This window comes from Flavobacterium sp. B183 (assembly GCF_023539155.1).
In the GTDB taxonomy this organism is placed as follows: domain Bacteria; phylum Bacteroidota; class Bacteroidia; order Flavobacteriales; family Flavobacteriaceae; genus Flavobacterium; species Flavobacterium tructae.
Genome location: NZ_CP097434.1, coordinates 1,867,723 through 1,891,971 on the forward strand (window position 1 = coordinate 1,867,723; position 24,249 = coordinate 1,891,971).

The following is a 24,249-nucleotide window of genomic DNA, read 5'->3' on the forward strand; positions in this document are numbered from 1 at the left end:
TCTTTCTATCATGTTTAAGAATAAATCATATATCGGTATTTCGTTTATCATTTTAATTTTTGGAATTTATGCCGTTCCTAAAATTGTTGACAGAGTTAAAAACGGCGACATTGTAAAAGGAAACCGTCTGGACAATGTAGGATTGAAAACTTCAAAATCTGATGGTAAATTGATAAAAATTGGACCAGCGCCGAAATTTGAATTAACCAATCAGGACAATGCTAAAGTTTCGAATGATACTTACAAAGGAAAAGTGTATGTGTTAGAATTTTTCTTCACCACTTGCCCGTCAATTTGCCCGAAAATGAATTTAAGCATGCTGGAGATCGAAAAGACTTTTTTCGGAAATCCAAATTTTGGAATCGTATCCATCACAATCGATCCTAAACATGATACACCACAGGTTTTAAAAGAACATGCGAAGTTATTAGGAGTAAAATCTTCTACCTGGAATTTCTTAACGGGGGATAAAAATACGATCATGGAATTGTCTAATAAAGGATTCAATTTATATGCCGGAGAGAATGAAAAAGTGAGCGGTGGTTTTGAACACTCAGGTTTGTTCGCTTTAATTGATAAAGAAGGAAATATTCGTTGCAGAAAAGATGAATTCGGAAATCCAAATATCTATTATGACGGATTAGATAAAAAAGGAGTTAGAGACATACAGGAAGATATTAAAATATTATTAGAAGAATAGAAATGGAAGATCATTCATTAGAGAAAAAATTCAGTAAGTTTATTGTTGCGGTTTCAATTGTAATTCCACTTGTGGTTGCCATTTTATTTGGAGTAAAATTGAAAGACTTAGGGATTGAAGTAGAACCGCTTTCGTTTCTGCCTCCAATTTACGCAACAACAAATGGTATTACCGCTGTAGTTTTAGTTTGGGCTGTATTGGCCATTAAAAATGGAAAACGTAAGCTCCATGAACGCTTAATGACTTTAGCGATTGGACTTTCGGTAGCTTTTTTAGTTATGTACGTGGCGTATCACATGACCTCTGATTCTACTAAATTTGGTGGTGAAGGAGCAATTCGTTATATCTATTTCTTTATTTTGGTGACTCATATTTTATTGTCTATTGCCATTATTCCATTGGTATTAATTACGTATGTACGTGCATTGGCAAAACGCTTTGACCGACATAAAAAAATTGCTAAAATAACATTCCCGCTTTGGTTGTATGTTGCGGTTACCGGTGTTGTGGTTTACCTAATGATTTCTCCTTATTATGCTTAAAATGGAAAATAGATTAAAGAATAAAGAAAATAGAAAAGTAAATAGAAGTAGGTTTTTGAATTTTTTGTCAACGAAATGCTTTTATATTCTGGCGTCTATTCTCTTTTCTCTAAACGCGAATGCGCAATGTGCGATGTGTCGTGCAGCGCTTGGTGGAGATTCAAATGTTAAAAAAGCAGAAGCAGTAAACAATGGAATCGTATATTTAATGGTTATTCCGTATTTACTGGTGGCAGTAATAGGTGTTCTGATATACAGAATGTACCAGTCAAAAAAGAAAAAGTCAGACAATTAGTCAATTAGAAAATTAGATAATGTGGCAATTCATTCATTATCTAATTTTCTAATTATCTCATTACCTAGTTATTATTTCAAACCGTTAACCGAGACATTCACAGTTCCGTTTATTTTGATAAAAGCAATAATGGCCTGATTGGTTAGCTGAATTTTATCAAACTGAATGTCTTCCATTTTTCCATTGACAAAAACACCCGGCATTGGAGAATAGTTTTTAAGATAAGCCGCCATGTTTTTCTTGCCTTCCTCTAAATTGGGTTGTATCGAATAACGACAGCTCTCTTCCATTTTTCTTAAAACATAACCCTGCCCCAGCCAGCTTGCAGTGCGCATTAACCTGCTTTTGGTATCTAAAACGTAATCCAGTTTTTCAAAGTAAATTTCTTTAGTCTGAGGATTGTATTGAGGAAATCCGTTTAAATAAAGTGTTCCGTTTACAGAACCTAAAACATCAAGAGCAATAACCATCTTTCCGTTTTTATGCCAGATGGATACATTTTTTACCGTCACTTTTTTGCTGCCCGAACCAAATTCCTGACCTGCAAAATTCTTCGTCATAATCTTTGAAGCATCAACATAGGTAGATATGGCAGCAATGTTTGCTGAAATCTGATTAGGAATTTTAGCAACAGGTTTCAATATGATTTTATTGGCACTGAATTTAGATTCGGGTTGTTTGCCTACGATGGTTTCCATGTTGCATTTCATTCCCATGTCCAGTAAAAACTGATCATTTTTTAATTTAGCATTGGTTGAATACACTTCAACAGGAACAATTCTAAGCCAGCTTTCATAAGTGTCACTCAGTTGGAAGGGAGTGCATATCTTCTCTAAAGCAGTTAAAACATTTGGTTTAAAATCCATCGATTTTTCGATAGCCTCGTCTATTTTCTTTTCAATTTTTGATTTAAAAATAGAAATAGCCGGGTTTATCAGATAAGTAATAGGCATGTTTTTACCAAAAACCTGCATGGTCGGACTTTCGCTCCAGTCTAATGATTTAAACTCCGTTTTAGTGTTTAATTTCCAATTTGTCAGCGCCACTTCACTGGAAAGTGTAATTATGCCATTCAGATTAAACTCTCTGGTGTCGTATAGGTCAACGCCTAATTTCTTAGTGCCAATACGATATTTGATTGTCGCTTTTAGTGGTAGAATTGTTTTTATCTTTTTGTCCGGGCTTGCTGGATCATTTTGGATTCTTATAGGAGTCTGCTTCCATATTTTCATTTCGATATCGTCGTCGTCGATCGTATTGTCTTCATAAATCAACCCGTTTAAAAGGGCATTGGTCTGATTTTCAATATCGCTAAGTTTTACTGTAATTGGTAAATTGATAAAGGAGGGGTTTGCTTCGTAAACTAAAGGACTTGCGTCATCAGGCTCCGGTTTTAGGGTTTCCAGTTTTTGAGCTGTAGAGCAGCCTGCTAGTACGGCAAATAATGTGAATGAGGAGATAATGGAAGAAAACTTCATCGGTATGATTTTTTTAGTCTGACAAAATTAATAAAACAATTATATTATTGTAAAAATGTGTAACAATTAGCAAGAAAGTGAGTCTTATTCAAAGAAGAAGGGATAATTATTAACGTTTTCTTACCATAAAAAAGTTAAGAAAAATGTTATTATTGTTTTAAAATTTAACAATTACCACCATGATTGAGATCAAAGATTTGCACAAATCCTATAAAATGGGTAGTTCGGAGTTACACGTGTTAAAGGGAATTAATTTTAATATTGAAGAAGGTGAGCTGGTTGCAATTATGGGATCATCAGGTTCTGGGAAATCAACACTTTTGAATATTTTAGGAATTTTGGACGAGGCTGATTCCGGTAGTTATATTTTAGATAAAACCCCAATCAAAAAGTTAAACGAAACAATAGCGTCTAAATACCGCAATAAATTTTTAGGATTTGTATTTCAGTCTTTCAATCTGATCAATTATAAAACCGCTCTCGATAACGTTGCAATGCCTTTGTATTATCAGGGAATCAAGAGAAAGGAGCGTTACGATATCGCTATGAAATATTTAGAGAAAGTAGGACTTGGTTCGCATTCTCATCACTTACCGAATGAACTTTCAGGAGGCCAGAAACAGCGTGTTGCCATTGCAAGAGCTTTGGCTTCGAATCCAAAAGTTTTATTGGCAGATGAGCCAACAGGAGCATTGGACACTAAAACATCTTATGAGGTTATGGAACTGATTCAGGGGATTAACGATGAAGGGAAAACAATCCTGATCGTAACTCACGAACCTGATATTGCCGCAATGTGCAAAAGAAATGTGGTCCTGAAAGACGGATTAATTATCGATGATAAAAAGGTAGAACAAGTTAGAGCTTCATCTTATGTTTAATATTGAACGTTGGCAGGAAATATTTGAGGCAATCTCTAAAAACCGATTGAGAACATTTCTTACCGGAGTTTCTGTAGCGTCTGGGATTTTTATTTTGGTGATTTTGCTTGGAGCAGGTAAAGGACTTCAAAACGGAATTGAGAAACAATTTGAACGTGATGCTGCCGGAATTATTGAGGTTTGGTCGGGAACAACAACAAAAGAATATAAAGGGCTGAATCCGGGAAGACAAATTCAGTTTAGAAATAGTGATTATTCACAATCGGTACAGAAATTTAATGATAAACTGGACTTGAAGGCCGCAACACAAAATTATTGGGGAGGAACCTTTGCCTATGGAAAAGAATCCGGAAGTTATCAATACAGAGGAGTTGATCCGGATTATTCAGGAATCGAGAATCTTACTGTTGTTCAGGGAAGATACATAAACAGTAATGATTTGGCGAATAATGAAAAAGTAGCTTGCATTGGAATGAAAGTCAAAACAGATTTGTTTAAAGACAAAGATCCTTTGGGAAAAGAAATTTCGATCAATAATATCAATTTTAAAGTAGTAGGAGTTTTTACTGATCCAGGAGGAGAGAGAGAAGAAACCAGAGCTTATCTGCCTAAAACTACTGTTCAGAGAGCTTACGGCGGAGGGGATAAAATCAGTAATCTGTTTTTTACATTAAAGAAAACGAATGATTACAATGAAGCTTTGGCGCAATCTGAAAAATTTACACAAGATTTAAAAGACCTTTTGAAAAGTAAAAATGTAATTGCTCCGAATGATGACAGTGGAGTTGGAGTTTACAATTCCGTTAAAGATGCAAAACAGTTTTATGACTTAAACTTATACATAAGATTGTTCTTTTGGTGGGTAGGTATTTGTACCATCATTGCGGGAGTTGTTGGGGTAAGTAATATCATGTTGATTATTGTAAAAGAAAGAACAAAGGAAATTGGAATACGAAAAGCACTCGGAGCCTCTCCGTTTTCCATCATTTCGATGATCCTTCATGAATCTATTTTCATAACCACTATTGCTGGATTTACAGGCTTACTGGCTAGTTTAGCGTTATTGGAATTTGTTGGACCGATGGTACAAAGCGAATATTTTAGAAATCCTGAAGTCGATTTTAGTGTGGCTTTAACTACACTGGCACTGCTCATATTTGCAGGTGCTCTGGCAGGATTTTTTCCGGCTTATCATGCGGCAAAAATTAGACCTATTGTAGCACTTAGAGACGAATAATTATGTTTAAGAAAGATAATTGGGATGAGATTTTACAGGCTTTAACAGCTAACGTTTTCAGAACGGTGCTAACGGCGTTTGGTGTATTTTGGGGTATCTTTATTTTGGTGATATTGCTGGCTGCCGGAAACGGTTTAGAGAACGGAGTTAAGAAAGGTTTTGACGGAATTGCCACAAACACCATGTTTATGTGGAGTCAGACCACATCGAAAGCCTACAAGGGTTTGCCTAAAACACGTCGTTATGATTTTAGAAACAGTGATGTTGGAGCGCTAAAAGCAGCTTTGCCGGATTTGTTATATGTGTCGCCTCGAAATCAGCTGGGGGATTTTAATGGAACTAATAACGTGGTTCGAGGCACTAAAACTTCGGCATTTACTATTTATGGAGATTACCCGGAGCTGATCAAGCAGCAGCCGATGGATATTATTAAAGGGCGATTTGTAAATCAGCAGGACATCCTTGAAAGACGAAAAGTTGCCGTGGTAGGTAAAGGTGTTATCAGTGAACTTTATGGAAAAGAGGAAGAAGCGATTGGAACTTATGTGAAAATCAACGGAATCAATTTTATGGTGGTAGGAGTTTACAATTCAAAACAACAGGGAGGAAATGCAGAGCAGGAGCAAAAGAATATATTTATTCCATTTACCACTTTTCAACAGGCTTTTAATTACGGAGATAAAGTGGGATGGATGGCACTTACTGCAAAAGATGAAACGTCTATTACCGATTTAAAACCAAAAATCCTCGAGATTATTAAAGGACTGCATTCTATAAATCCAACAGATGAGCGTGCTGTAGGTAATTTTGATTTATACGAGCAGTTCAACAAAGTACAGAGTTTGTTCAGTATCTTAAAAATCATTGCTTATTTCGTGGGGACTTTAGTGCTGATTTCAGGAGTGATCGGTATTTCAAATATCATGCTTATTGTAGTGAAAGAACGTACCAAAGAAATAGGTATCCGCAGAGCTTTAGGAGCGACACCAGCTGCTATTCGGGGACAAATTTTAGCAGAGTCTATATTTTTGACCATTATTTCAGGAATGTTGGGTATTGCTGTAGCGACCGGAATTATCGCGATTTTAAACATGGCATTAGCTTCAATGCCGCCGGATAGTAATACCATGTTTGCAAATCCAAGTGTCGATTTGAGAGTAGTATTTGTGGCTTTAATAATATTAGTAGGATCAGGTTTGCTGGCAGGGTTTATTCCGGCACAAACCGCAATTAATGTGAAGCCGGTAGATGCTTTACGAACAGAATAAATTATCAATCAGAATATAATCGAATTAAACTGAAAACACAATGAAAAAAGGAGTAACCGTAACCATTTTAATCTTTATTGCTATAGTTTTCTTTGGCGCACTGTATTACTTGTACGCTAAGAATCAAGAGTCTCCAATTGTATTTAAAACGGAGAAAGCAGAGATTAAAACTATCGTCAAGAATACCATTGCAACCGGTAATATTCAGCCTAATGAAGAGGTCTTAATCAAACCAAACATCTCAGGGATTATCGAAGAAGTGTATATCAAAGCGGGAGAGAAAATTAAAGCCGGCGATATGATTGCCAAAATTAGAGTTGTCGCCAATGTTTCTAATGTAAGCAGTACCCAGAATCAGGTACAGACTGCCAAAATTGCTTTAGACAATCAGGAAAAAATATATCAAAGACAAAAAACATTGTTCGATAAAGACGTAATTTCAGCAAATGATTTTGATGCAGCACAATTAGCGTACAAACAAGCCAAACAAAACTATCTGGCAGCAAAGCAAAGTTTAGATATTGTTAAAACAGGAACAACAACTTCACTTGGGAATTATGCCAATACGTTAATCCGTTCCACAGTAAACGGAATGGTACTGGCAGTTCCAGTTAAAGTAGGAAATCAGGTTATTGAGAGTAATAATTTTAATGAAGGAACTACTATTGCGAGCGTAGCGGATGTGGGAAGAATGATTTTTATTGGAAAAATTGATGAATCTGAAGTAGGGAAAATCAAAGAAAAAATGCCAATTGAAATCACCGTTGGAGCGATCGAGAATAAAAAATTTGAAGCTGCTCTGACCGATATTGCGCCTAAAGGTGTTGTAGAAAACGGAGCAATTCAGTTTGAAATTAAAGCAGCTTTAGTGAATAGAGATGCTACTTTTATCAGAGCAGGTTTGAGTGCAAACGCTTCAATTATCTTAGAAAAAGCAGATAAAGTTCTGGCAATAAAAGAATCACTGGTACAGTTTAATAAAAAGACACAAAAGCCTTATGTTGAGATTGAAACTAGTCCTCAGAAATTTCAAAGAAAAGATTTGGTTTTAGGAGTAAGTGACGGAATTTACGTTCAGGTGAAAAGCGGAATCAAAGCTTCGGATAAAATTAAAATCTGGAATCAGGGTTTGATCAGTGAAGAAAAGAAGTAATTTGAGCAAATAAAGAATTTTTGGTTTTTAAAAAATGTTAAATTTGCGTAGTAGGGTTACTATGCTTTCATTCAAAATATATGAAAATAAATAAATATAATAGTCTGGTTTTTGCAGTGTTATTCGGGTTTGGCTTGTCGGGTCAGGCGCAAACAAAGAAATGGACTTTGGAAGAATGTGTTCGTTATGCATTAGAAAATAATATTACGATAAAGTTGTCAGAACTGGATGTTCAAAATGCAGCGATTGACAAAAGGGCTGCCTTTGGAAGTTATCTTCCGTCAGTAAGTGGTAATGCATCACATTCCTGGAACATTGGTTTGAATCAGGATCTTACAACTGGTCTTTTGCGTAATCAAACAACGCAGTACTCTTCTGTAGGTTTAAGTGCGGGAGTCGATATTTATAAAGGTTTGCAAATTCAAAATACGTATAGAAGAACAAAACTTGCCATCATAGCTTCACAATATCAATTGCTGAAAATTCAGGAAGATATTTCACTGAATGTGGCCAATGCCTTCCTTCAGATCCTTTCGAATAAAGAAGATTTAAAAATAAAACAAGAACAGCTAACGATTGATGAAAAACGTTTGGCTCGTTCAGAAGAAATGGTTAATGCCGGGACTATTCCCAGAGGTGATTTGTTTGATTTAAAAGCAACTGTCGCAACTGATAAACAAAATATTACCGTTTCAGAAAATAATTTCTTAATCTCAAAATTGAGTTTGGCCCAACTTTTACAACTAAAAGAATTTACAGATTTTGATGTGGTAGATGATACTAACGCAAAAGATGAAAATAACATTATGGCTCAAACTCCGGATGAGATTTACAATAAAGCAAAAGAAACAAGAACTGAACTAAAACTGGCGCAAACCAATCTTGAAATTGCACAGAAAAGTGTTACTATTGCAAAAGGAGCTTATCAGCCAACATTAAGAGGATTTTATGGATTCGATACCAGAGCGAGTTACAGTGACCGAACCAGACTGGATGAAAATAATAAACCCTATTCTGTAGGGCCGGATCCGATATTTAAACAGTTCAGTGATAATAAAGGACATAATTTTGGTTTTCGTTTAGATGTGCCAATTTTTAATGGTTTTTCAGTTCGAAATAATGTAGAGCGCAGTAAAGTAAGTTTAGAAAAATCTAAAATAGATTTAGAGCAAAAAAGTTTAGATTTGCAACGTAATGTTTATACCGCTTTTACAAATGCGAAAGGAGCTTTAAATACTTACGAATCGTCTACCGTAACATTAGAAGCAAGACAGCAGGCCTATAACTACGCGAAAGAAAAGTATGATGTAGGTTTAATGAATTCTTTTGATTTTACTCAGGCACAAACATTGTTAACAAATGCGCAGTCCGATGTGATCCGAACAAAATACGATTACATATTTAAAATAAAAATATTAGAATTCTACTTTGGAATTCCAATTGTTCCAATTGTTACAAAATAATTTATTATGTCTAAAAAAACGATTTATCTTTTAGTAGGTGGCGCAGTAGTGCTTATAGCAGTTTTAGTTGGTCTTTCGAAAGCAGGAGTCATTGGGAATAAGGATGAAGGAACAGAAGTAGAAATTTCAAAAGTAATAGCTTCAACAATTGTTGAAACAGTTTCGGCAACCGGAAAAATCCAGCCTGAAATTGAAGTGAAGCTTTCGTCAATGGTTTCGGGAGAAATTATTGCGTTAAATGTAAAAGAAGGCCAGGTGGTTAAAAAAGGAGATTTATTGGTAAAAATAAATCCTGATTTGTACACCTCCGGTTTAGATCGTTCTGTGGCTAATCTGTCAGGAACTAAGGCCGGTTTAACGCAGTCTGAGGCTAGTTTTAATGAAGCAAAAGCAAATTACGACCGTAACAAAACGTTATACGAAAAAGGAGTAATTTCAAAATCAGATTGGGATAAGGCCATTTCGACTTACGAAGTAGCCAAGGCCACCAAGCAAAATGCATATTACAATGTTAAAAGTGCTTCGGCATCGGTTACAGAGGCCAGAGACAACTTAGGGCGTACGTTAATTTATGCTCCTGCTGACGGAACCATTTCGGTTTTAAATGTAGAGCTGGGAGAGCGTGTTTTAGGAACGCAGCAAATGGCCGGAACAGAACTTTTGCGTGTAGCCAACTTAAACAATATGGAAGTTGAAGTTGACGTAAACGAAAATGACATCGTTAAAGTAAAAATTGGTGACGAAGCTAACGTTGAAGTTGACGCTTATCTGAAAAAGAAATTTAAAGGTATTGTAACCAGTATCTCTAATTCGGCCAGTACAGCACTGACTTCTGATCAGGTAACAAATTTTAAAGTTAAGGTACGTATCTTAAAAGAATCTTATCAGGATTTACTGGAAGGGCAACCAAGTACTTATTCTCCTTTCAGACCCGGAATGACGGCTACGGTTGATATTCGTACCAAAACTAAAAACAATGTTTTGGCAGTGCCAATCAGTTCGGTTGTGGTTAAATCTGATACAGCCGCAGTAAAAGACTTTAAGGTGGAAGATCCAAACGAAGACAAAAAAGCAGCTCCGAAAAGCGATAAAAAGTTTGAGTGCGTTTTTGTAAAAGTAGGAAGCAAAGCCAAAATTAAAATTATTAAAACCGGTATACAGGACGATACGAATATCGAAGTAATGTCAGGATTGAAAGCAGGAGATGTTGTCATCACAGGGCCTTATACCACTGTCTCTAAAGATTTGAATTCCGGAGATAAAGTAAAACTCAAAAAAGCAGATACTTCTAAGAAATAATTTGCATCCTAATAAAAATTTAAAATTACATACATTGTCTTTTATTCTCAATATTGAAACCGCTACCAAAAATTGCTCCGTATCTATTGCTAAAAACGGAGAAACCATTATATGCAGGGAAATTGCCGAAGAAGGTTATTCACATGCTGAAAAACTGCATGTTTTTATCGAAGAGGTAATTGCTGAAGCAGGTGTAGCGATTGAGGATTTAGTGGCTGTTGCAGTGAGTCAGGGACCGGGGTCTTATACCGGTCTGCGTATTGGGGTTTCGGCCGCTAAAGGATTGTGTTTTGCCTTAAACATTCCTTTGATTGCAGTTGATACTTTGCAAACATTAGCTTCACAGGCTAAGGTTTCCGAAGGTAAAATTATTCCGATGCTGGATGCCAGAAGAATGGAAGTGTATAGCGAAGTATTTACAGCTGATTTAAAAGTGGAAAGAACCATTCAGGCTGAAATTATTACGGAGGATTCTTTTAAGGGGTATGCAGAGACTGTGTATTTTGTAGGTGATTGTGCCGAAAAATGTAAAACAGTTTTAACCCAATCAAATTTTGTGTTTTTAGAAGAGATCAAATATCCTTCGGCTGCTGCAATGAGTAAAATCAGTTATGATAAATATCAAAAAAGCGACACTGTTGATGTCGCTTATTTTGAACCTTATTATTTAAAAGATTTTATGATGGCTCCTCCATCAAAAAAAGCATAAAACTTTTTATTTTTGAAGAGTATACGGCTGAACCGAAATTCCGGCTTCATCTAATGCTGCTTTACAATTCTCTAAAGTCTCAGAAAAAACAGCTCCGTAATTAGCGTTTTTTGCCCACGGACGTACAGCAAACTCTACAGAACTTGCGGTTAAGTTTTTTACAAAAACCTCAGGAGCAGGTTTTTTAAGTACTTTTGGATTGTTGTTTAAAACGTTCAAAAGAATGTCTTTTGCCTTTTTTATATCAGAATCATACGAAACAGCAAAAGTCAAATCGGCTCTTCGTTCTCCCTGCATTGAATAATTGATAATAGTACCGTTTGATAAAGCTCCATTTGGAACAAAAACAGTTTGATTGTTAGCGGTTAACATCTTTGTTACAAAAATCTGAATTTCTACAACTGTTGCAATAACTCCTCCTGCGGTCTCGATCGTATCGCCTACTTTGAAAGGTTTGAATACAATAATTAGCATTCCTCCTGCAAAATTAGATAGAGAGCCCTGTAAAGACAAACCTACGGCAAGACCCATTGCTCCTAATATGGCAACAAAGGATGATGTTTCGATACCCAATTTTGAAATAAAAGTCACAAACAATAAAATTCGAAGTGCCCAAATCAAAATGTCAGAGAGGAATCGGGTCAATGTGGGATCCAGATTTCTTTGGATCATTATTTTTGTGATGATTCTGCTGATTAATCGGATGGCATAGATTCCGACAAATAAAATGATGAATGCCGAGATTAATTTTGGAGAATAATCAATTAATACGTTAATAAATTTAGTAGCATAATTGCTAATCTGTTCTGAATTGTACATATTTTTAGAATAAAAAAACCTTCCCAAAGAGAAGGTATATTAGTTGTGCAAATATAAAAATAATTCCCGGGATAAGAAAAAGGAGTTTTATTCCTTGTCGGTTGTCCCATCAATAACATCATCTGCTTTAGTAACCGTTTTTTCGCTAATATCAGTTACGGTTTCTGAAACAATTGCCTTAGTTTCTCCAGTTAGTTCGCTGGTTTTTTCTTTTACTGAATCAATTACATCGTTTATAGAATCAGATGCTTTTTCGACATATTCGCTAACAATATCTTTCGCCTGATGTGCATAATCCGTTGCTGTTTCAATCAGCGGTTCTGATGCTTCTTTGGCTTTTGTAAAAGTTTCCTCGGCGAAGGTTTCCGCTTTATCAATATAAGGAGCAGCGGCCTCTTTGGCTTGTTCAAAAGTGGTTTCGGCCTGATGTGCCAGATCAGTAGCAGAATCTTTGGCTGTGCCAAATAAGTTCTTAAAGAATGAAGATAATCCCATAGTCTTGATATTGATTGGTTTAGAATACAATATTAACTATTTTTAAAATAGTACAACGTTATTTGATTAATAATTTACTGATAATTAGTGAGATATGTGTTTTAATTAAAAAAGCGCCTGCCAATGGCAGACGCTTTCTGTATTTTATAAAGGATAAAAAAATTAAGCGTTTACAGCCTCTACTTTAATGGCTTCGTCATTTAACATGCTTTTTAGCATATTTTCGATTCCGCTTTTTAAAGTAAAAGTTGAGGATGGGCAGCCACTACAAGCTCCTTGTAGAATTACCTTTACTGTTTTATCCTCTTCATTATAAGAGTCAAAAGCAATATTTCCACCGTCAGCAGCAACTGCAGGTTTTACGTATTCTTCAAGAATGTTAATGATTTGCTGTGAAGTAACATCCAGTTTGTCAAATGCTTCGTCTTTTGTAATGTCATTTTTTGTAGCCACTTCAATTAGACTTTCATCTAAAACAGTTCCTCCGTTTTCAATAAATTGCTTGATAAAAGTTCGTACTTCAAGTGTGATTTCCTGCCAGTCATTGATGTCGTATTTGGTTACCGAAATGTAGTTTTCATCGATAAAAACTTCTTTCACATAAGGAAATTTGAATAATTCTTTGGCTAATGGAGAAGAAGCAGTCTGATCGATGTTTTTATACTCAACAGCGTTTCTGGTCAGCATTCTGCTCACCACAAATTTTAGAGCTGCAGGATTAGGAGTGGTTTCTCCATAAACCGTAATAGGTTGTTTTTTGGCTTGGGTTTCTTCAACTTTAATGATTACGCCTCCCTTGTCTACAAATGAAGTAATTTGTTCCGCAACCGCATCTTTCACATCATCCCATTCTACAATACTATATCTTTCGATTGCGATAAAGTTTCCTGAAATATAAACTGTTTTTACAAACGGTAAATAGAACAATTGCTGCGCTAAAGGAGAGGCTTGTGCTTCGTCAATATTTTTGAATTCGAAACTTTGATTCTGAGTGATGAAATCCTCGAATTCGAACTTTAATATCGTTGGATTTTGAGTTTCTTTTATGGTGATTTTTGTCATGATTTTTAATTTTTTACAAATTTAGTAAAGTTATTTTTTGCGTATACCTACTATTCGATTTTTTAATAAAAGAATTAAGACTCTTTTCCAATAAATCTTATTAAATTTGTAGCGCCTTAAATTTATGATCAATATGTTATTCCTATGAAATTTAGAATCAGAGTTTTATTGTTTTTTTTAATTGTATCAGCCTACTCTTATTCACAAGAAGGGATACCGGTTTATTCTGATTATCTGTCAGATAATTATTACTTAATTCATCCGTCGATGGCGGGAGCGGCGAATTGTGCCAAGATAAGACTGACAGCGAGAAAACAATGGTTTGGACAGGAGGATGCTCCGTCTTTGCAAACGTTGACTTTTAATGGCAGAATAGGAGAGCGGTCAGGAGCCGGAATTATTATTTTTAATGATAAAAACGGTTATCATTCTCAAAAAGGGGTAAAACTTACCTATGCGCATCATATCTTGTTTTCCAGAGATGAACTCGATTTAAATCAGCTTTCATTTGGTATTAGCGGGGGAGTGATTCAGAGTCAATTGGATGAAACTAAATTTGGAACCACTTTTGATCCTATCGTCTTTGGCTCTATTCAAAAAGATTCTTATTTTAATCTTGATATCGGGGCGTCCTACAATTATCTTGATTTTTATGCCCATGCAACAGTTCAGGGCGTTTTGGAAACCAGAAGAGAATTGTACACCGAATATGAAAGTAATAATCTAAGAAAATTACTTTTAAGTGCAGGATATGTTTTTGGGAAAAAAAGTAAGATCACCTGGGAACCTTCCGTAATGTTTCAAGTGTTCGATAAAACCAAAGAAAAAACTATCGATTTAAACCTTAAAGCCTATAAAAATATGGATTTTGGAAGTCTGTGGGCTGCCTTGTCTTATCGAAAAGGTTTTAATGGTACTCAGTACGGCACTAATAGTGGAGTAGCTGCGCAAAAACTACAGTATATTACTCCAATCGTTGGGGTGAACTATAAAAATTTCATGTTTGCTTATACCTATTCTCAGGTTACGGGTGATGTGAAATTTGACACAGGTGGCTATCACCAAATTACCCTCGGAATTAATTTATTTTGTAAAAAGGAACGTTACGACTGTAATTGTCCTGCCATTAATTAAAAAAAATATTATGCTGATTAAATCTGTAAACGGAAAAGCACCTTTGATTCCAGAAGATTGCTATGTGGCCGAAAATGCTACCATTGTGGGTGATGTGACTTTTGGAGATTCCTGCAGTGTTTGGTTCAATGCCGTTATTCGTGGTGATGTTAACTTTATTACTATTGGAAATAAGGTGAACATTCAGGACGGTGCCATCATCCATTGTACGTATCAAAAACACCCTACTATTATAGGTAATAATGTTTCCATAGGACACAATGCAATTGTTCACGGCTGCACGATTCACGATAATGTTTTGATTGGTATGGGCGCTATTGTTATGGATAACTGTGTGGTTGAAAGCAACTCGATTATTGCAGCCGGTGCTGTCGTTACTCAGAATACGGTCATAACTTCGGGAAGTATTTATGCAGGTGTCCCGGCTAAAAAAGTAAAAGACATTGATCAGTCTGATTTTGCAGGAGAAATTGAGCGTATTTCAAACAATTACGTAATGTATTCCGGCTGGTTTAAAAATGAAGAAACGTTGTAAATATTAGAAGTTTCAAATTCCAAATTCCAAAAGTTTTACGCAACATATTGGAATTTGGAATTTCGATTTTTGAAATTGAATCTAAAGGTTGATTCTTTCGAAGAAAGAAGTCTTATAACTTTCACTAATAGGAATGCGTTTATCGCTAATCAAAACTTTATTCTTCTGAATGGATTTCACGTGTTTTATATTGATGATATAAGAGCGGTGAATTCGGGAGAATCCTTTGTTCGAAAGCAGATTTTCTAGCTTAATTAAACTGATTAGTGTGAGAGTAAATTTGTTATCAATAGTATAAATTTTTACGTAATCTTTTAGTCCTTCAATAAATAGAATATCAGAGAAATTCATTTTTACATTTTCGTATTCCGCTCTTACGAACATAAAATCCTGTTCCAGTTCTGGTGCGGTAGTGTGTTCTGAAATAGCCTGAACCGTTGTGGTCGGATTTAATACTTGTTGTGCTCGCACGACCGATTTCAAAAACCGGTGAAACGGAATGGGTTTAACCAAATAATCCACTGCTCCGAGGTTAAAACCTTCAACGGCATAATCAGAAAAAGCAGTTGTAAAAATAACTAATGGTTTTTTCTCGATCGTATTTAAGAAATCAATTCCTGAGAAATGCGGCATCTGGATGTCCAGAAAAATCAAATCAACATTGTTCTGATTGATGAAAGAAATAGCATCAATGGCATTGTTAAAAGTATGGATCAATTCGAGAGAATCTACTTTTTGAACAAAATCTTCCAGTAATTCAACTGCTAAAGGTTCATCGTCTATAATTACACATTTCATCTGTTGAAGTTTTAATTTTAAAGTTTTGTTTAGCGTCAAAAGTACTTTTAAACCAATAAAATAAGTTTTAAAATTATCATAAAAATACGTAGAAGAACTTTTCGGCTTTTATTGTAAAGTAACCTTAGGTAAAAAGGTCTAATCTATCGCGGTTTGAATTTTATCCAATTCCAAATTCAAATGCACGCGAAAAAATTCGTCGTCTTGCGTGATATCAAGTTTATGCGCATTGGGATAAAGCAAATCCAGTCGGTTTTGAATGTTGACCAGCCCAATTCCTGAGTTGTCAGGATCTTTACTATAGTCTTCAATCGTATTTTCAATCCAGAAATCCAGACTGCTGTTTAGAATGAATATCTTAATTTTTACGTGAGCGGCACCTTTGTAATCGGTTCCGTATTTGAACGCATTTTCAACAAACGAAATCAATAATAAAGGCTCAATAAATTTGTTTCTGGTGTCTCCATGAACATTGATTACGATGTCTTCAATATTGTTTAATCTGAGTTTTTGCAATTCAATGTAGTTCTGGATGTAATTGATTTCTTTTTCTAAATCGACCGTTTTGTTATCCGTTTCATACAGCATATAGCGCATCAATTCTGATAAGGTTACGATGGCATCGGGAACTAAATCTGATTTTTTGTGTGCCAGAGAATATATACTATTTAATGAATTGAATAAAAAATGCGGATTGGTTTGTTTGCGCAGATAGATCAGCTCTGTATTGGTTCGGTGTGTTTCGGCGATTAATTTGTTTTGCTGATTGTTGTAAAATTCGGTTAGCGTTCTGATAATAGCGCTGATGGTAATGATTAAAATATAGAAAAACGAAGGGCCAATTTTAAAAAATAAAGGCTGTCTTGTTGCTAAAACAGCCCTTACTCTTGTTCCTTTATACATTAACTTAAGATCTTCCGGTGGCGGTAAATTTTTAAAGGCCTTGCCTGACTAAAATCAGGAATAAAATAATTGATTCTGATAATCATAAAAAGTAAAATAAGGGCAAATACAAATACAAAATAAAGCCAGTATTTTTTCTCCAAAAGCAAGACAGGAACCAGATAGAAAAAGTTCAGATAAAACAAAACAATTCCTGTGCTCCATTGTACATAAAAATCGGCGCTAACCTTAAACGGACTTTCGTAAAATTGAATTAATGAAGTCAGAATAAAGAAAACCCAGATGATAGTGTGCAGTAAAATTTTGTTTGAACTTGTATTTCTAATCGTATCGAGTTTCATCTATAATTTTATTTTTAATAAAATTAAATCATTTTTGGTTACTGTTGGCGATCTATTTTGATCGAGTCTGGTAACGACTAAATGTGCCACTTTTAAAGCATCTCTTTCTGAGGCAAAACTTTTAGAGTCGTTTATGACGGGAATAATAGCCTGCTTGATAATGATTTTGTTCTTTGTAGCAATCGAATAACCCCAACCTGACGTAGTTTTGAAGGCTTCGATTTTAAAAGTTTCATTTTTCGCGCAGGCTAAAAATTGTAAAATAAGTGCCGTAAGCAATACATTCTTCCGGATTTTATTCCAGAAGAACGGTATTTTTATTTTAGTTGTCATTACTTGTTTGTGCTTCTAACGGTTTAAATTCCCACGCATCATCAAAATAGGTTGAACCCGTTCTTCCCAGCATATAAAAGCCACGATTGTTGATGGCAAAGCCAACGGCATCTGTTCTGGTTGCACCTTCCATTGGTGTTTTTTCTGACCATAAATCGGTGGTGGGGTTATATTCCCAGATGGTTTTGATATTATCTCCTCCCACAACATAGCCCAAACCATTCATGGCAAAAGCAGAGGCATTTGAACGAACAACGGCATAATCATCATTGTAGGAGCTGTCGTCTTCGGTATCTTTATCAATGTCTCGTTTTCTGGTCCATGCCTCAGTGGCGGGATCAAATTCCCAAAAATCCTCCTGATATACTCCGTTATTAATTCCCGTTCCCAAATAAACTTTATCGGCAATTACAAAAGCAGTGGCATTACGTCTTTTATTTCCGCTAAAACCATTTACAAGCGTCCAGCTATTGGCTTGATCGTTGTACTGATAGAAATCTTTTAGGTAATTTCCATCATAACCGGTTCCAAAATAGGCTTTTCCACCCGCCTGAAAACCTACCGCTGCGTAGCGACCTGTTCCGGCAAAATCAGTCTTTTGGGCCCAGGTATTGCTGCTCGGATCGTACTGATAAAAATCTTTTAATTTATTAGTTCCATCATAACCCAAGCCAAGATATCCTTTTTGATTTAAGGCAAAAGCCGAGGCAGAACTTCTTCCGATACCCGGAAGATCCGCTTTTTGCTCCCAGTAATCTCCCGTTGAATTATACGACCATAAATCTTTCAGATAAACATCTCCGGTATAACCTGTTGCAACATAAGCATAATCACCAATGACAAAACTGGTAGCACTGGATCTTGCTGGTCCGTCGAATGCCGATTTTTTAACCCAGTTTCCTATTAGCTCCTCGCTGCTGTCATTGCTACAGCTTATAAAAAAGAGACCTGAAAACAGCGTCACGAATAGTATTCCTTTTTTTAAATTATTCATAATGTATTGAGTTTATTTATTGTTTGTATTTGATGCCAATTCCTAAGACATAGCTGTTACCGGTATCAAAATCATAGGCTTTATGATTGTTTTGCATCATCCAGATGATAAAAATTACTGTTGAAACTATTGGTCAGATTGAAAGTGTTACGAATATTGTTGAAAAACGAAATCAAAAAAACCGCACGAATTAGCATCCTTATTTTCATTACTTATTTATGGGTTCAAAAGTAGGAGGCTAGTGGTTTTAAAAAAAAGAAGATATATGTATGGCGATTTTTGATAGACTAAACAGCCGATTTCAAAGCCGAACGGGGTATTTGATGCTGTAGATCTGTTATAGATATTTTTTGGCTGTTTATAGTGTAAAAATGCATGACGGTATATGTTATGATGTGGCGCGAAAGAGTGCCATTTATATTTGCTCAAAAAATTAGAATATGCACAAGTATATAGGAATGTTATTTTTGGCAATGACCCTGTTTTCATGCGGAACCGACTCAGATGCGGGTGAGTTTGTAGTGGGATCTGATTATCTGGCTGTAGGCAATAAAGTTATTTTGATTGATACCATGACTGTGGAGATGTCTACCATAAATTTTGACTCTTTGATTACTTCTGGGAAAAACCGTATTTTAATTGGAAGTTATGAAGATCCTATTTATGGAAAAGTAAAATCGAACAGTTATTTTCAGTTGGCTTCCGATTCTTATTCTTTAAAAAATGACGGATCTGATACAGAATCCACCAATTATGTTTTTGATTCTATTTCGATGATTCTGAAATATGATAAATATTATTACGGAGATACCACGAAAGTTCAGACATTTGATATTCATCGCTTAACAGAGAAAGTAAAGCCGAATACTAATGACAAAAACTTCTATAATAATTCGGTTTTAAATTATAGTGATGAGAGCCTGGGGAGCATTTCGTATAAACCCAGACCAGCCGGGAAAGATTCTATTAATATTAAGATGAGCAGTACTTTCGGGGCAGCTCTTTTTCAGAAACTCAAAAAAAGAGAAATCACAGATTTTGATAGTTTTAGTGAATATTTAAAAGGGCTTGTTGTGGTTCCTTCTGTTTCAAATTCGGCAAACGTTATTGGCTTTCATGTTGCATCGAGTAAAGTACGGTTGTATTATTCCAAATATCAGGCAAATACTGAAGAAGTTCCGTATATCATGGATTTCAAGATTTCGGACGCCCAAAAGCAATTTAATTCCATCTCGTTAGATAAGACAGGAACCCTAATTCAAAATCTACCCGCTCCGAATAGTAAGCTTTCCAGCGTACTAACCAATCGTCAGGGATTTATTCAGTCCGGTACCGGAGTTGCCTGTCGGATTGATTTCCCGAACATCAAACAATTGAAACGTATTTCGGCTAACGGGGCAATTGTAGACGCGCAATTGTTTTTAAAGCCGGTAAACAATACGTACTCAGAAAAATATCCGTTGGAAGATTCTTTAAAAGTTTATGTAAGCGATAATTTAAACCGAATCAGTACTTCGTTGGTCAATTCGGCTGGAACTGCCGTATTTGGTATTCTCAACAAGAAGAAGGATGAATTCAATGAAAATGTGGGATACTCGGTCCCGATTGGTTATTTCCTGCAGAAAGAAATGCTGAAGCAATCTAGTTCCAGATCTTCTCTTATTCTCTCTTTACCCGGGATTTCTAAGACAGTTAACCGGATTGTTCTAGGCGATCAGAAACATTTGAACAATAAACTCCAGCTTAAAATTTATTATATCTCTTATTAAATGAAAAGTAAAATTGCCTGTTTAAGCTGCTTCATTTTGATGTCGCTAACGTCGTTTTCTCAAAGCATTTCAAGTTCTCCTTACTCGCTGTATGGTTTAGGAAGTGTGTACGATTCTGATTTTGGAAACATTCCTTCCATTGGATCTTCAGGAATTGCTTTGCCTTCTGCCTCTTTTATCAACAATCTAAATCCGGCATCACTGGGATATTTGCCACAGAATCATTTTATGTTTGATGTTGGAGGAAAATCCATTTCGACTACTTATCAAAGCAGTTCAAGAAGCGAAAGCCGCAATAATTTTCAGTTTTCGCATTTGGCATTTGCCTTCCCGGTTACTAAGAATTCAGGATTTAGTATTGCGATTCGCCCTTATTCGAGTGCTGCTTTTAAAATCTCGAATTTAAAATTACCTATCGAAAACAGCCAGGATTTTTACTATTTAACGGCGACTGGTTCCGGAGGATTAAACAATCTGGATTTGTCTTACGGCTACCGATTTGGTAAGAAATGGTCTGTTGGAGCTTCAGCAGCTGTGTTGTTTGGAAATACTAAAGACAACAGAAGCTTCTTAATTATGAATTCCATTACAAGCATTCAGAAAAAGACACATTACAACGGTCTTCGGGCAACATTAGGGGCACAGTACCAAGTTGATTCTACTCTTACCGTTGCGACAACATTTAAAGTGCCGACCCGGATTAAAGCATCCAAAGTTCAAACCGTTCAAACTATTGCCGATGATGTTGTGACAACTATAGAGTCTGATGTGGCTTCAGATACAGACGATTATTATATGCCTTTGGAAATGGGTATCGGGATCAGTAAACGTTTTAAGAACAACTTAAACATGACGCTGGATTATGAAAAAAGCTTGTGGAGCAGTACCAATCAATCTGAATTGTATGGCAATTTCGTAAATCAGGATCGGTTTGCCCTGGGATTTACATACAATGGAAGGAAAAATATCCGTAAATATTGGGATAGAGTTCAGTATGCTGCCGGAGCAAACTTTGACACCGGTTATTTGGAAATTGATGGTAAAAGAATCCACAATGCCGCAATTTCAATAGGACTTAATTTACCTCTTGAAAATACCTATTCGTCTTTAAATATTTCCTATTCCTACGGACAAAGAGGAAGGGTTTCGGATAACCTGATCAAAGAAAATTATCATAAAATATCCCTTAATTTATCTTTAGACGGAATTTGGTTCGTTAAGCGAAAATTTGAGTAAAGAATTAAAAATCCTTCTCGATAACAGGATATTTGTGGTCTAAAATTGATTTTAAAACTTCGGGATTTGAATTGACATAAAATACGGGTTCGCTTTTAGGATTAGCAGTAAAACCAACAGTTTCGCGCAGGATATTTTGCGTTTGTCTGGCAACCGCTTCCCCTGAATCGATAATGTGAATGTGTTCCGGAAGGATCTTTTTGATTTGCGGAATCAGGTAGGGGTAGTGACTGCATCCCAGAACAAGATAATCGATATTGGCCTCAATCATAGGTCGCAAATAGGATTCCAGTAACTGAGTCATTTCCGGAGAATATAAGTTCCCGTCTTCAATAAGCTGAACGAGCCCGTGACCTACTTGTTCAATAATAGTGGTATGCTGAAACATTTCGGCAGTTTTATTGAACAGTTCACTGTTCAGCGTTCCTTGCGTGGCCAAAATTCCAATAACCTGCGTTTTCGAATTGTTGGCAGCCGGTTTAATTGCCGGTTCAATTCCGATAAAGGGAATATCATAATCAGCACGAAGTTCGCGAATCGCATTGGTCGTAGCAGTATTACAGGCAACCACAATTAGTTTGCAGTTTTGTTCCAGTAAAAAATCTACATTTTTTTTACTTAGAGCAACAATCTCTTCTTTTGTTCTTTGACCGTAAGGAGCATTTTTGCTATCGGCTAAATAAATAGTCTTCTCGTTAGGAAGCAGGTCATGAATGGCGTTCCAGATGGAAGTTCCTCCAATACCGGAATCAAAAACGCCTATAGGATTGTTGTTTGTCATAGGACAAATTTAATGTTTTTTGATATAAATGCATATCCCAATTGAAAGGAAATCGTAGGATGTTTTGTTTTTTAACGGCATTTTAACTTGAGTAGAATTGTAAAGGTTTTACCGCAAAGACCGTAAAGATTTCGGCAAGGTTCGCCATGTTTTTGTGGATGGGGAGTTAGATATTGGAGTGATTGAAAGAGAAGTTTTTCAGAATCCTTTTTAAAAAGCATTTGGTTTATGGTTTGACTTTCAGATTGAATTATTCGAAACTCATTGCTCTGAAAGAGCCCCAGCAACAGTATAGTGCAATGCACTATGAATATGGATGATCATAGTAAAAGCCCTGAAAGGGCACAAGCCTGATCTCTAAAGAGAAGCATTTATCCTATTTCGGTGAGATGTATAAAAAAACGGTCCGTACTTTAAATCGTACGGACCGTTTTTTATGTAAGGAATTCGTTTATTAGAATCCTAAATCTTTTTTTACATCAGCAGTAATGTTTGGACCATCAGCTAATAATAAAGTAGAACCGTCTAAAATGTATTGGAAACCTTTAGCTTTTCCAACTTTTTGGATAGAAGCTTTTACTTTTTCCATTAATGGTTTTACGATGTCAGTTTCTTTTTGTTGTAATTCTTTTTGAGCATTGTCTCTGTAGTCAACAATTCTTTTTTGCATGTCTTGAACTTCTTTAGAACGTTCTCCGTTTACAGCATCAGTTACAGTTGCAGCTTCACCTTCGTATTTTTTGATTTTTACTTGATATTCGTCAACCATTTTTTTGTATTCAGCATCATATGTACCACTTAATTTTTGCAGTTGGTTTTGAGCGTCTAGCATTGCAGGCATTTTCGACATAATCTCGCTAACATCAACGTGAGCTACCTTAGCTTGCGCGTTCATCGTGTTACTTGCTCCTAAAACTAGTATTGCAGCAATTAGTAAAGTTTTGATTTGTTTCATCATTTTTAAAAATATTAATTAATTATTGGTCGTATTTGATTTTTGTGTTTCGGCTTCTTTTGCTTTTTTCGCCGCTTCTCTTTCTTCTAAAATTTTCTTTCTTCTGTCTTCTAATTCTTTTTTGCGCTGTTCGTAAAGCTTTTGTCTTTCTTCGGCTTTATTTACAGCAGGCTGAGCCGGTGCTGTTCCTTCAGTTGGCGTAACAGTGGTAGCAGGTTTAGCTGTTGTACCATCCGTTTTAGCAGGCTCTGTTTTGGCAGGTTCAGAAACCGTGCCATTTTTTTTGGCATCCCTTTCAGTGGCTAATGCTTTTCTTCTGTCTTCGTATTCTTTTTTCTTGGCTTCCTGCTCAAGTCTTCTGTCTTCAATTAGTTTTGCTCTGGCGGCTTTTTTGTCATCAAGAGCTTTTTGTCGGTCTGCCATTGCCGGATTTTCATCAATTGCATTTTCCAGTTTTTCTTTGGCTTCCTGATCTTTTAATTGTTTTTTAGTCAGTTGCTCTCGTTTGTCCGTACGGTTTAAAATACGAATTACCTGATCGCTGATGTCAAATTTCTTATTGCTAAAAAGCATGGTTAAATCAGATGATTTGTCAAAGACAAAGTCATAATTTTTTGCTTCGGCAATATCCTGAACTGCAGTAAAAACCTGGTCCTGTATAGGTTTTGCCAAACCTGCTTTCTGATGCATTAGATTTCCATCGACACCAAATTGCTTTTGTTGATAATCCATCATTTCAGTTTCGAGAAATTTAATCTCGGTTTCTTTCTCATCAATAAGCTCTTTTGTCAGTAAAGCTCTTTCGGCTTTAAGGCTTTCTTTAAGATTATTGATGTCCAGTTTTTTGGTTTCTATTTCCTGTTTCCACTTTTGAGCCTTTAACTCTAATTGAGCCTTAGCCTCTTTGTAATCGGAAACATTTTCCAAAATATATTCCATATCAATGTAGCCAATCCTTGTCGTTCTTGTTTGAGCCTGACTTGTATTTGCTACAATCAGGGCTAAAAATATAAATAAAAATTGTCTTCTCATAACATTACTTTATTTGAAAATTTTTAACCAACTATTG

At 35.8% G+C, this 24,249-nt stretch carries 26 protein-coding genes; 14 read left to right on the plus strand and 12 right to left on the minus strand.

What is annotated here, in order from left to right; genetic code table 11:
• Positions 1-10: 10 nt before the first annotated feature.
• The 3 genes from M4I44_RS08240 to M4I44_RS08250 are packed head-to-tail and all read left to right on the plus strand — an operon-like array spanning position 11 to position 1,537.
• Positions 11-700 carry an SCO family protein gene (locus M4I44_RS08240; protein ID WP_249967014.1) on the plus strand — a complete coding sequence of 230 codons (690 nt, stop codon included), beginning with the start codon at positions 11-13 and terminating at the stop codon, positions 698-700.
• 2 nt (positions 701-702) lie between these two features.
• A complete protein-coding gene (locus tag M4I44_RS08245) occupies positions 703-1,242 on the plus strand; it encodes a DUF420 domain-containing protein (protein WP_017497895.1) in 540 nt (179 codons plus the stop codon).
• A complete protein-coding gene (locus M4I44_RS08250) occupies positions 1,235-1,537 on the plus strand; it encodes a hypothetical protein (protein ID WP_017497896.1) in 303 nt (100 codons plus the stop codon). The genes M4I44_RS08245 and M4I44_RS08250 overlap by 8 nt, the downstream gene beginning before the upstream one ends.
• 71 nt (positions 1,538-1,608) lie before the next feature.
• Here the strand turns inward: M4I44_RS08250 and M4I44_RS08255 are convergent, their stop codons facing one another.
• A complete protein-coding gene (locus tag M4I44_RS08255; RefSeq protein ID WP_249967015.1) occupies positions 1,609-3,015 on the minus strand; it encodes a DUF4403 family protein in 1,407 nt (468 codons plus the stop codon).
• Between the two features lie 179 nt (positions 3,016-3,194).
• Here M4I44_RS08255 and M4I44_RS08260 point away from each other — a divergent pair, with 179 nt between their 5' ends.
• The 7 genes from M4I44_RS08260 (at position 3,195) to tsaB (ending at position 11,025) form a co-directional block, all read left to right on the plus strand.
• Positions 3,195-3,896 carry an ABC transporter ATP-binding protein gene (locus tag M4I44_RS08260; RefSeq protein WP_017497898.1) on the plus strand — a complete coding sequence of 234 codons (702 nt, stop codon included), beginning with the start codon at positions 3,195-3,197 and terminating at the stop codon, positions 3,894-3,896.
• Positions 3,889-5,133: an ABC transporter permease gene (locus M4I44_RS08265; RefSeq protein ID WP_017497899.1), complete on the plus strand. Its 1,245-nt coding sequence runs from the start codon at positions 3,889-3,891 to the stop codon at positions 5,131-5,133. The genes M4I44_RS08260 and M4I44_RS08265 overlap by 8 nt, the downstream gene beginning before the upstream one ends.
• Before the next feature lie 2 nt (positions 5,134-5,135).
• Positions 5,136-6,401, plus strand: coding sequence for an ABC transporter permease (locus tag M4I44_RS08270; protein WP_070905613.1), 1,266 nt, complete (start codon positions 5,136-5,138; stop codon positions 6,399-6,401).
• Between the two features lie 40 nt (positions 6,402-6,441).
• Positions 6,442-7,554: an efflux RND transporter periplasmic adaptor subunit gene (locus tag M4I44_RS08275; RefSeq protein WP_249967016.1), complete on the plus strand. Its 1,113-nt coding sequence runs from the start codon at positions 6,442-6,444 to the stop codon at positions 7,552-7,554.
• A gap of 80 nt (positions 7,555-7,634) precedes the next feature.
• Entirely contained in the window at positions 7,635-9,017 is a 1,383-nt protein-coding gene (locus M4I44_RS08280) for a TolC family protein (RefSeq protein ID WP_249967017.1), read from the plus strand.
• Positions 9,018-9,023: 6 nt separating this feature from the next.
• Positions 9,024-10,316 (plus strand): efflux RND transporter periplasmic adaptor subunit, encoded by a 1,293-nt coding sequence (locus M4I44_RS08285; protein WP_249967018.1) that lies wholly within the window; start codon positions 9,024-9,026, stop codon positions 10,314-10,316.
• Between the two features lie 34 nt (positions 10,317-10,350).
• On the plus strand, positions 10,351-11,025 hold the full coding sequence (tsaB, locus tag M4I44_RS08290) for a tRNA (adenosine(37)-N6)-threonylcarbamoyltransferase complex dimerization subunit type 1 TsaB (RefSeq protein WP_017497904.1): 675 nt from the start codon (positions 10,351-10,353) through the stop codon (positions 11,023-11,025).
• A 6-nt stretch (positions 11,026-11,031) separates the two neighbouring features.
• Here the strand turns inward: tsaB and M4I44_RS08295 are convergent, their stop codons facing one another.
• From M4I44_RS08295 to M4I44_RS08305, 3 genes are all read right to left on the minus strand, one after another.
• A complete protein-coding gene (locus tag M4I44_RS08295) occupies positions 11,032-11,844 on the minus strand; it encodes a mechanosensitive ion channel family protein (RefSeq protein ID WP_035746896.1) in 813 nt (270 codons plus the stop codon).
• An 87-nt stretch (positions 11,845-11,931) separates the two neighbouring features.
• Entirely contained in the window at positions 11,932-12,369 is a 438-nt protein-coding gene (locus M4I44_RS08300; RefSeq protein ID WP_249967019.1) for a YtxH domain-containing protein, read from the minus strand.
• Between the two features lie 132 nt (positions 12,370-12,501).
• The gene (locus M4I44_RS08305) at positions 12,502-13,401 is read right to left on the minus strand and encodes a NifU N-terminal domain-containing protein (protein WP_017497907.1); all 900 of its coding nucleotides are present in this window, start codon (positions 13,399-13,401) and stop codon (positions 12,502-12,504) included.
• A gap of 144 nt (positions 13,402-13,545) precedes the next feature.
• On the opposite strand from M4I44_RS08305, the gene M4I44_RS08310 reads away from it, so the two are divergent.
• Positions 13,546-14,535: a type IX secretion system membrane protein PorP/SprF gene (locus M4I44_RS08310; RefSeq protein ID WP_249967020.1), complete on the plus strand. Its 990-nt coding sequence runs from the start codon at positions 13,546-13,548 to the stop codon at positions 14,533-14,535.
• Between the two features lie 10 nt (positions 14,536-14,545).
• The gene (locus tag M4I44_RS08315) at positions 14,546-15,070 is read left to right on the plus strand and encodes a gamma carbonic anhydrase family protein (protein WP_249967021.1); all 525 of its coding nucleotides are present in this window, start codon (positions 14,546-14,548) and stop codon (positions 15,068-15,070) included.
• A gap of 81 nt (positions 15,071-15,151) precedes the next feature.
• Here M4I44_RS08315 and M4I44_RS08320 read toward each other — a convergent pair whose 3' ends face one another.
• From M4I44_RS08320 to M4I44_RS08340, 5 genes are all read right to left on the minus strand, one after another.
• Positions 15,152-15,868, minus strand: a complete 717-nt coding sequence (locus tag M4I44_RS08320; RefSeq protein WP_026110134.1) for a LytTR family DNA-binding domain-containing protein — start codon at positions 15,866-15,868, stop codon at positions 15,152-15,154.
• 138 nt (positions 15,869-16,006) lie between these two features.
• On the minus strand, positions 16,007-16,771 hold the full coding sequence (locus M4I44_RS08325; protein WP_249967022.1) for a sensor histidine kinase: 765 nt from the start codon (positions 16,769-16,771) through the stop codon (positions 16,007-16,009).
• Positions 16,771-17,112: a hypothetical protein gene (locus M4I44_RS08330; RefSeq protein ID WP_249967023.1), complete on the minus strand. Its 342-nt coding sequence runs from the start codon at positions 17,110-17,112 to the stop codon at positions 16,771-16,773. Before M4I44_RS08330 ends, M4I44_RS08325 begins: the two co-directional genes overlap by 1 nt.
• Positions 17,113-17,445 carry a DUF4907 domain-containing protein gene (locus M4I44_RS08335; protein ID WP_017497912.1) on the minus strand — a complete coding sequence of 111 codons (333 nt, stop codon included), beginning with the start codon at positions 17,443-17,445 and terminating at the stop codon, positions 17,113-17,115.
• Entirely contained in the window at positions 17,435-18,439 is a 1,005-nt protein-coding gene (locus M4I44_RS08340) for a kelch repeat-containing protein (protein ID WP_017497913.1), read from the minus strand. Before M4I44_RS08340 ends, M4I44_RS08335 begins: the two co-directional genes overlap by 11 nt.
• Positions 18,440-18,879: 440 nt before the next feature.
• Here M4I44_RS08340 and M4I44_RS08345 point away from each other — a divergent pair, with 440 nt between their 5' ends.
• Together M4I44_RS08345 and M4I44_RS08350 are read left to right on the plus strand one after the other, a co-directional pair.
• Positions 18,880-20,208 carry a DUF4270 family protein gene (locus M4I44_RS08345; RefSeq protein ID WP_157495900.1) on the plus strand — a complete coding sequence of 443 codons (1,329 nt, stop codon included), beginning with the start codon at positions 18,880-18,882 and terminating at the stop codon, positions 20,206-20,208.
• Positions 20,209-21,444 carry an aromatic hydrocarbon degradation protein gene (locus M4I44_RS08350; protein WP_249967024.1) on the plus strand — a complete coding sequence of 412 codons (1,236 nt, stop codon included), beginning with the start codon at positions 20,209-20,211 and terminating at the stop codon, positions 21,442-21,444.
• 4 nt (positions 21,445-21,448) lie between these two features.
• Here M4I44_RS08350 and murI read toward each other — a convergent pair whose 3' ends face one another.
• The 3 genes from murI to M4I44_RS08365 form a co-directional block, all read right to left on the minus strand.
• A complete protein-coding gene (murI, locus tag M4I44_RS08355) occupies positions 21,449-22,225 on the minus strand; it encodes a glutamate racemase (RefSeq protein WP_017497917.1) in 777 nt (258 codons plus the stop codon).
• A 454-nt stretch (positions 22,226-22,679) separates the two neighbouring features.
• Positions 22,680-23,183, minus strand: a complete 504-nt coding sequence (locus tag M4I44_RS08360) for an OmpH family outer membrane protein (RefSeq protein WP_017497918.1) — start codon at positions 23,181-23,183, stop codon at positions 22,680-22,682.
• 15 nt (positions 23,184-23,198) lie between these two features.
• A complete protein-coding gene (locus tag M4I44_RS08365) occupies positions 23,199-24,212 on the minus strand; it encodes an OmpH family outer membrane protein (protein WP_249967025.1) in 1,014 nt (337 codons plus the stop codon).
• Between the last annotated feature and the right edge of the window lie 37 nt (positions 24,213-24,249).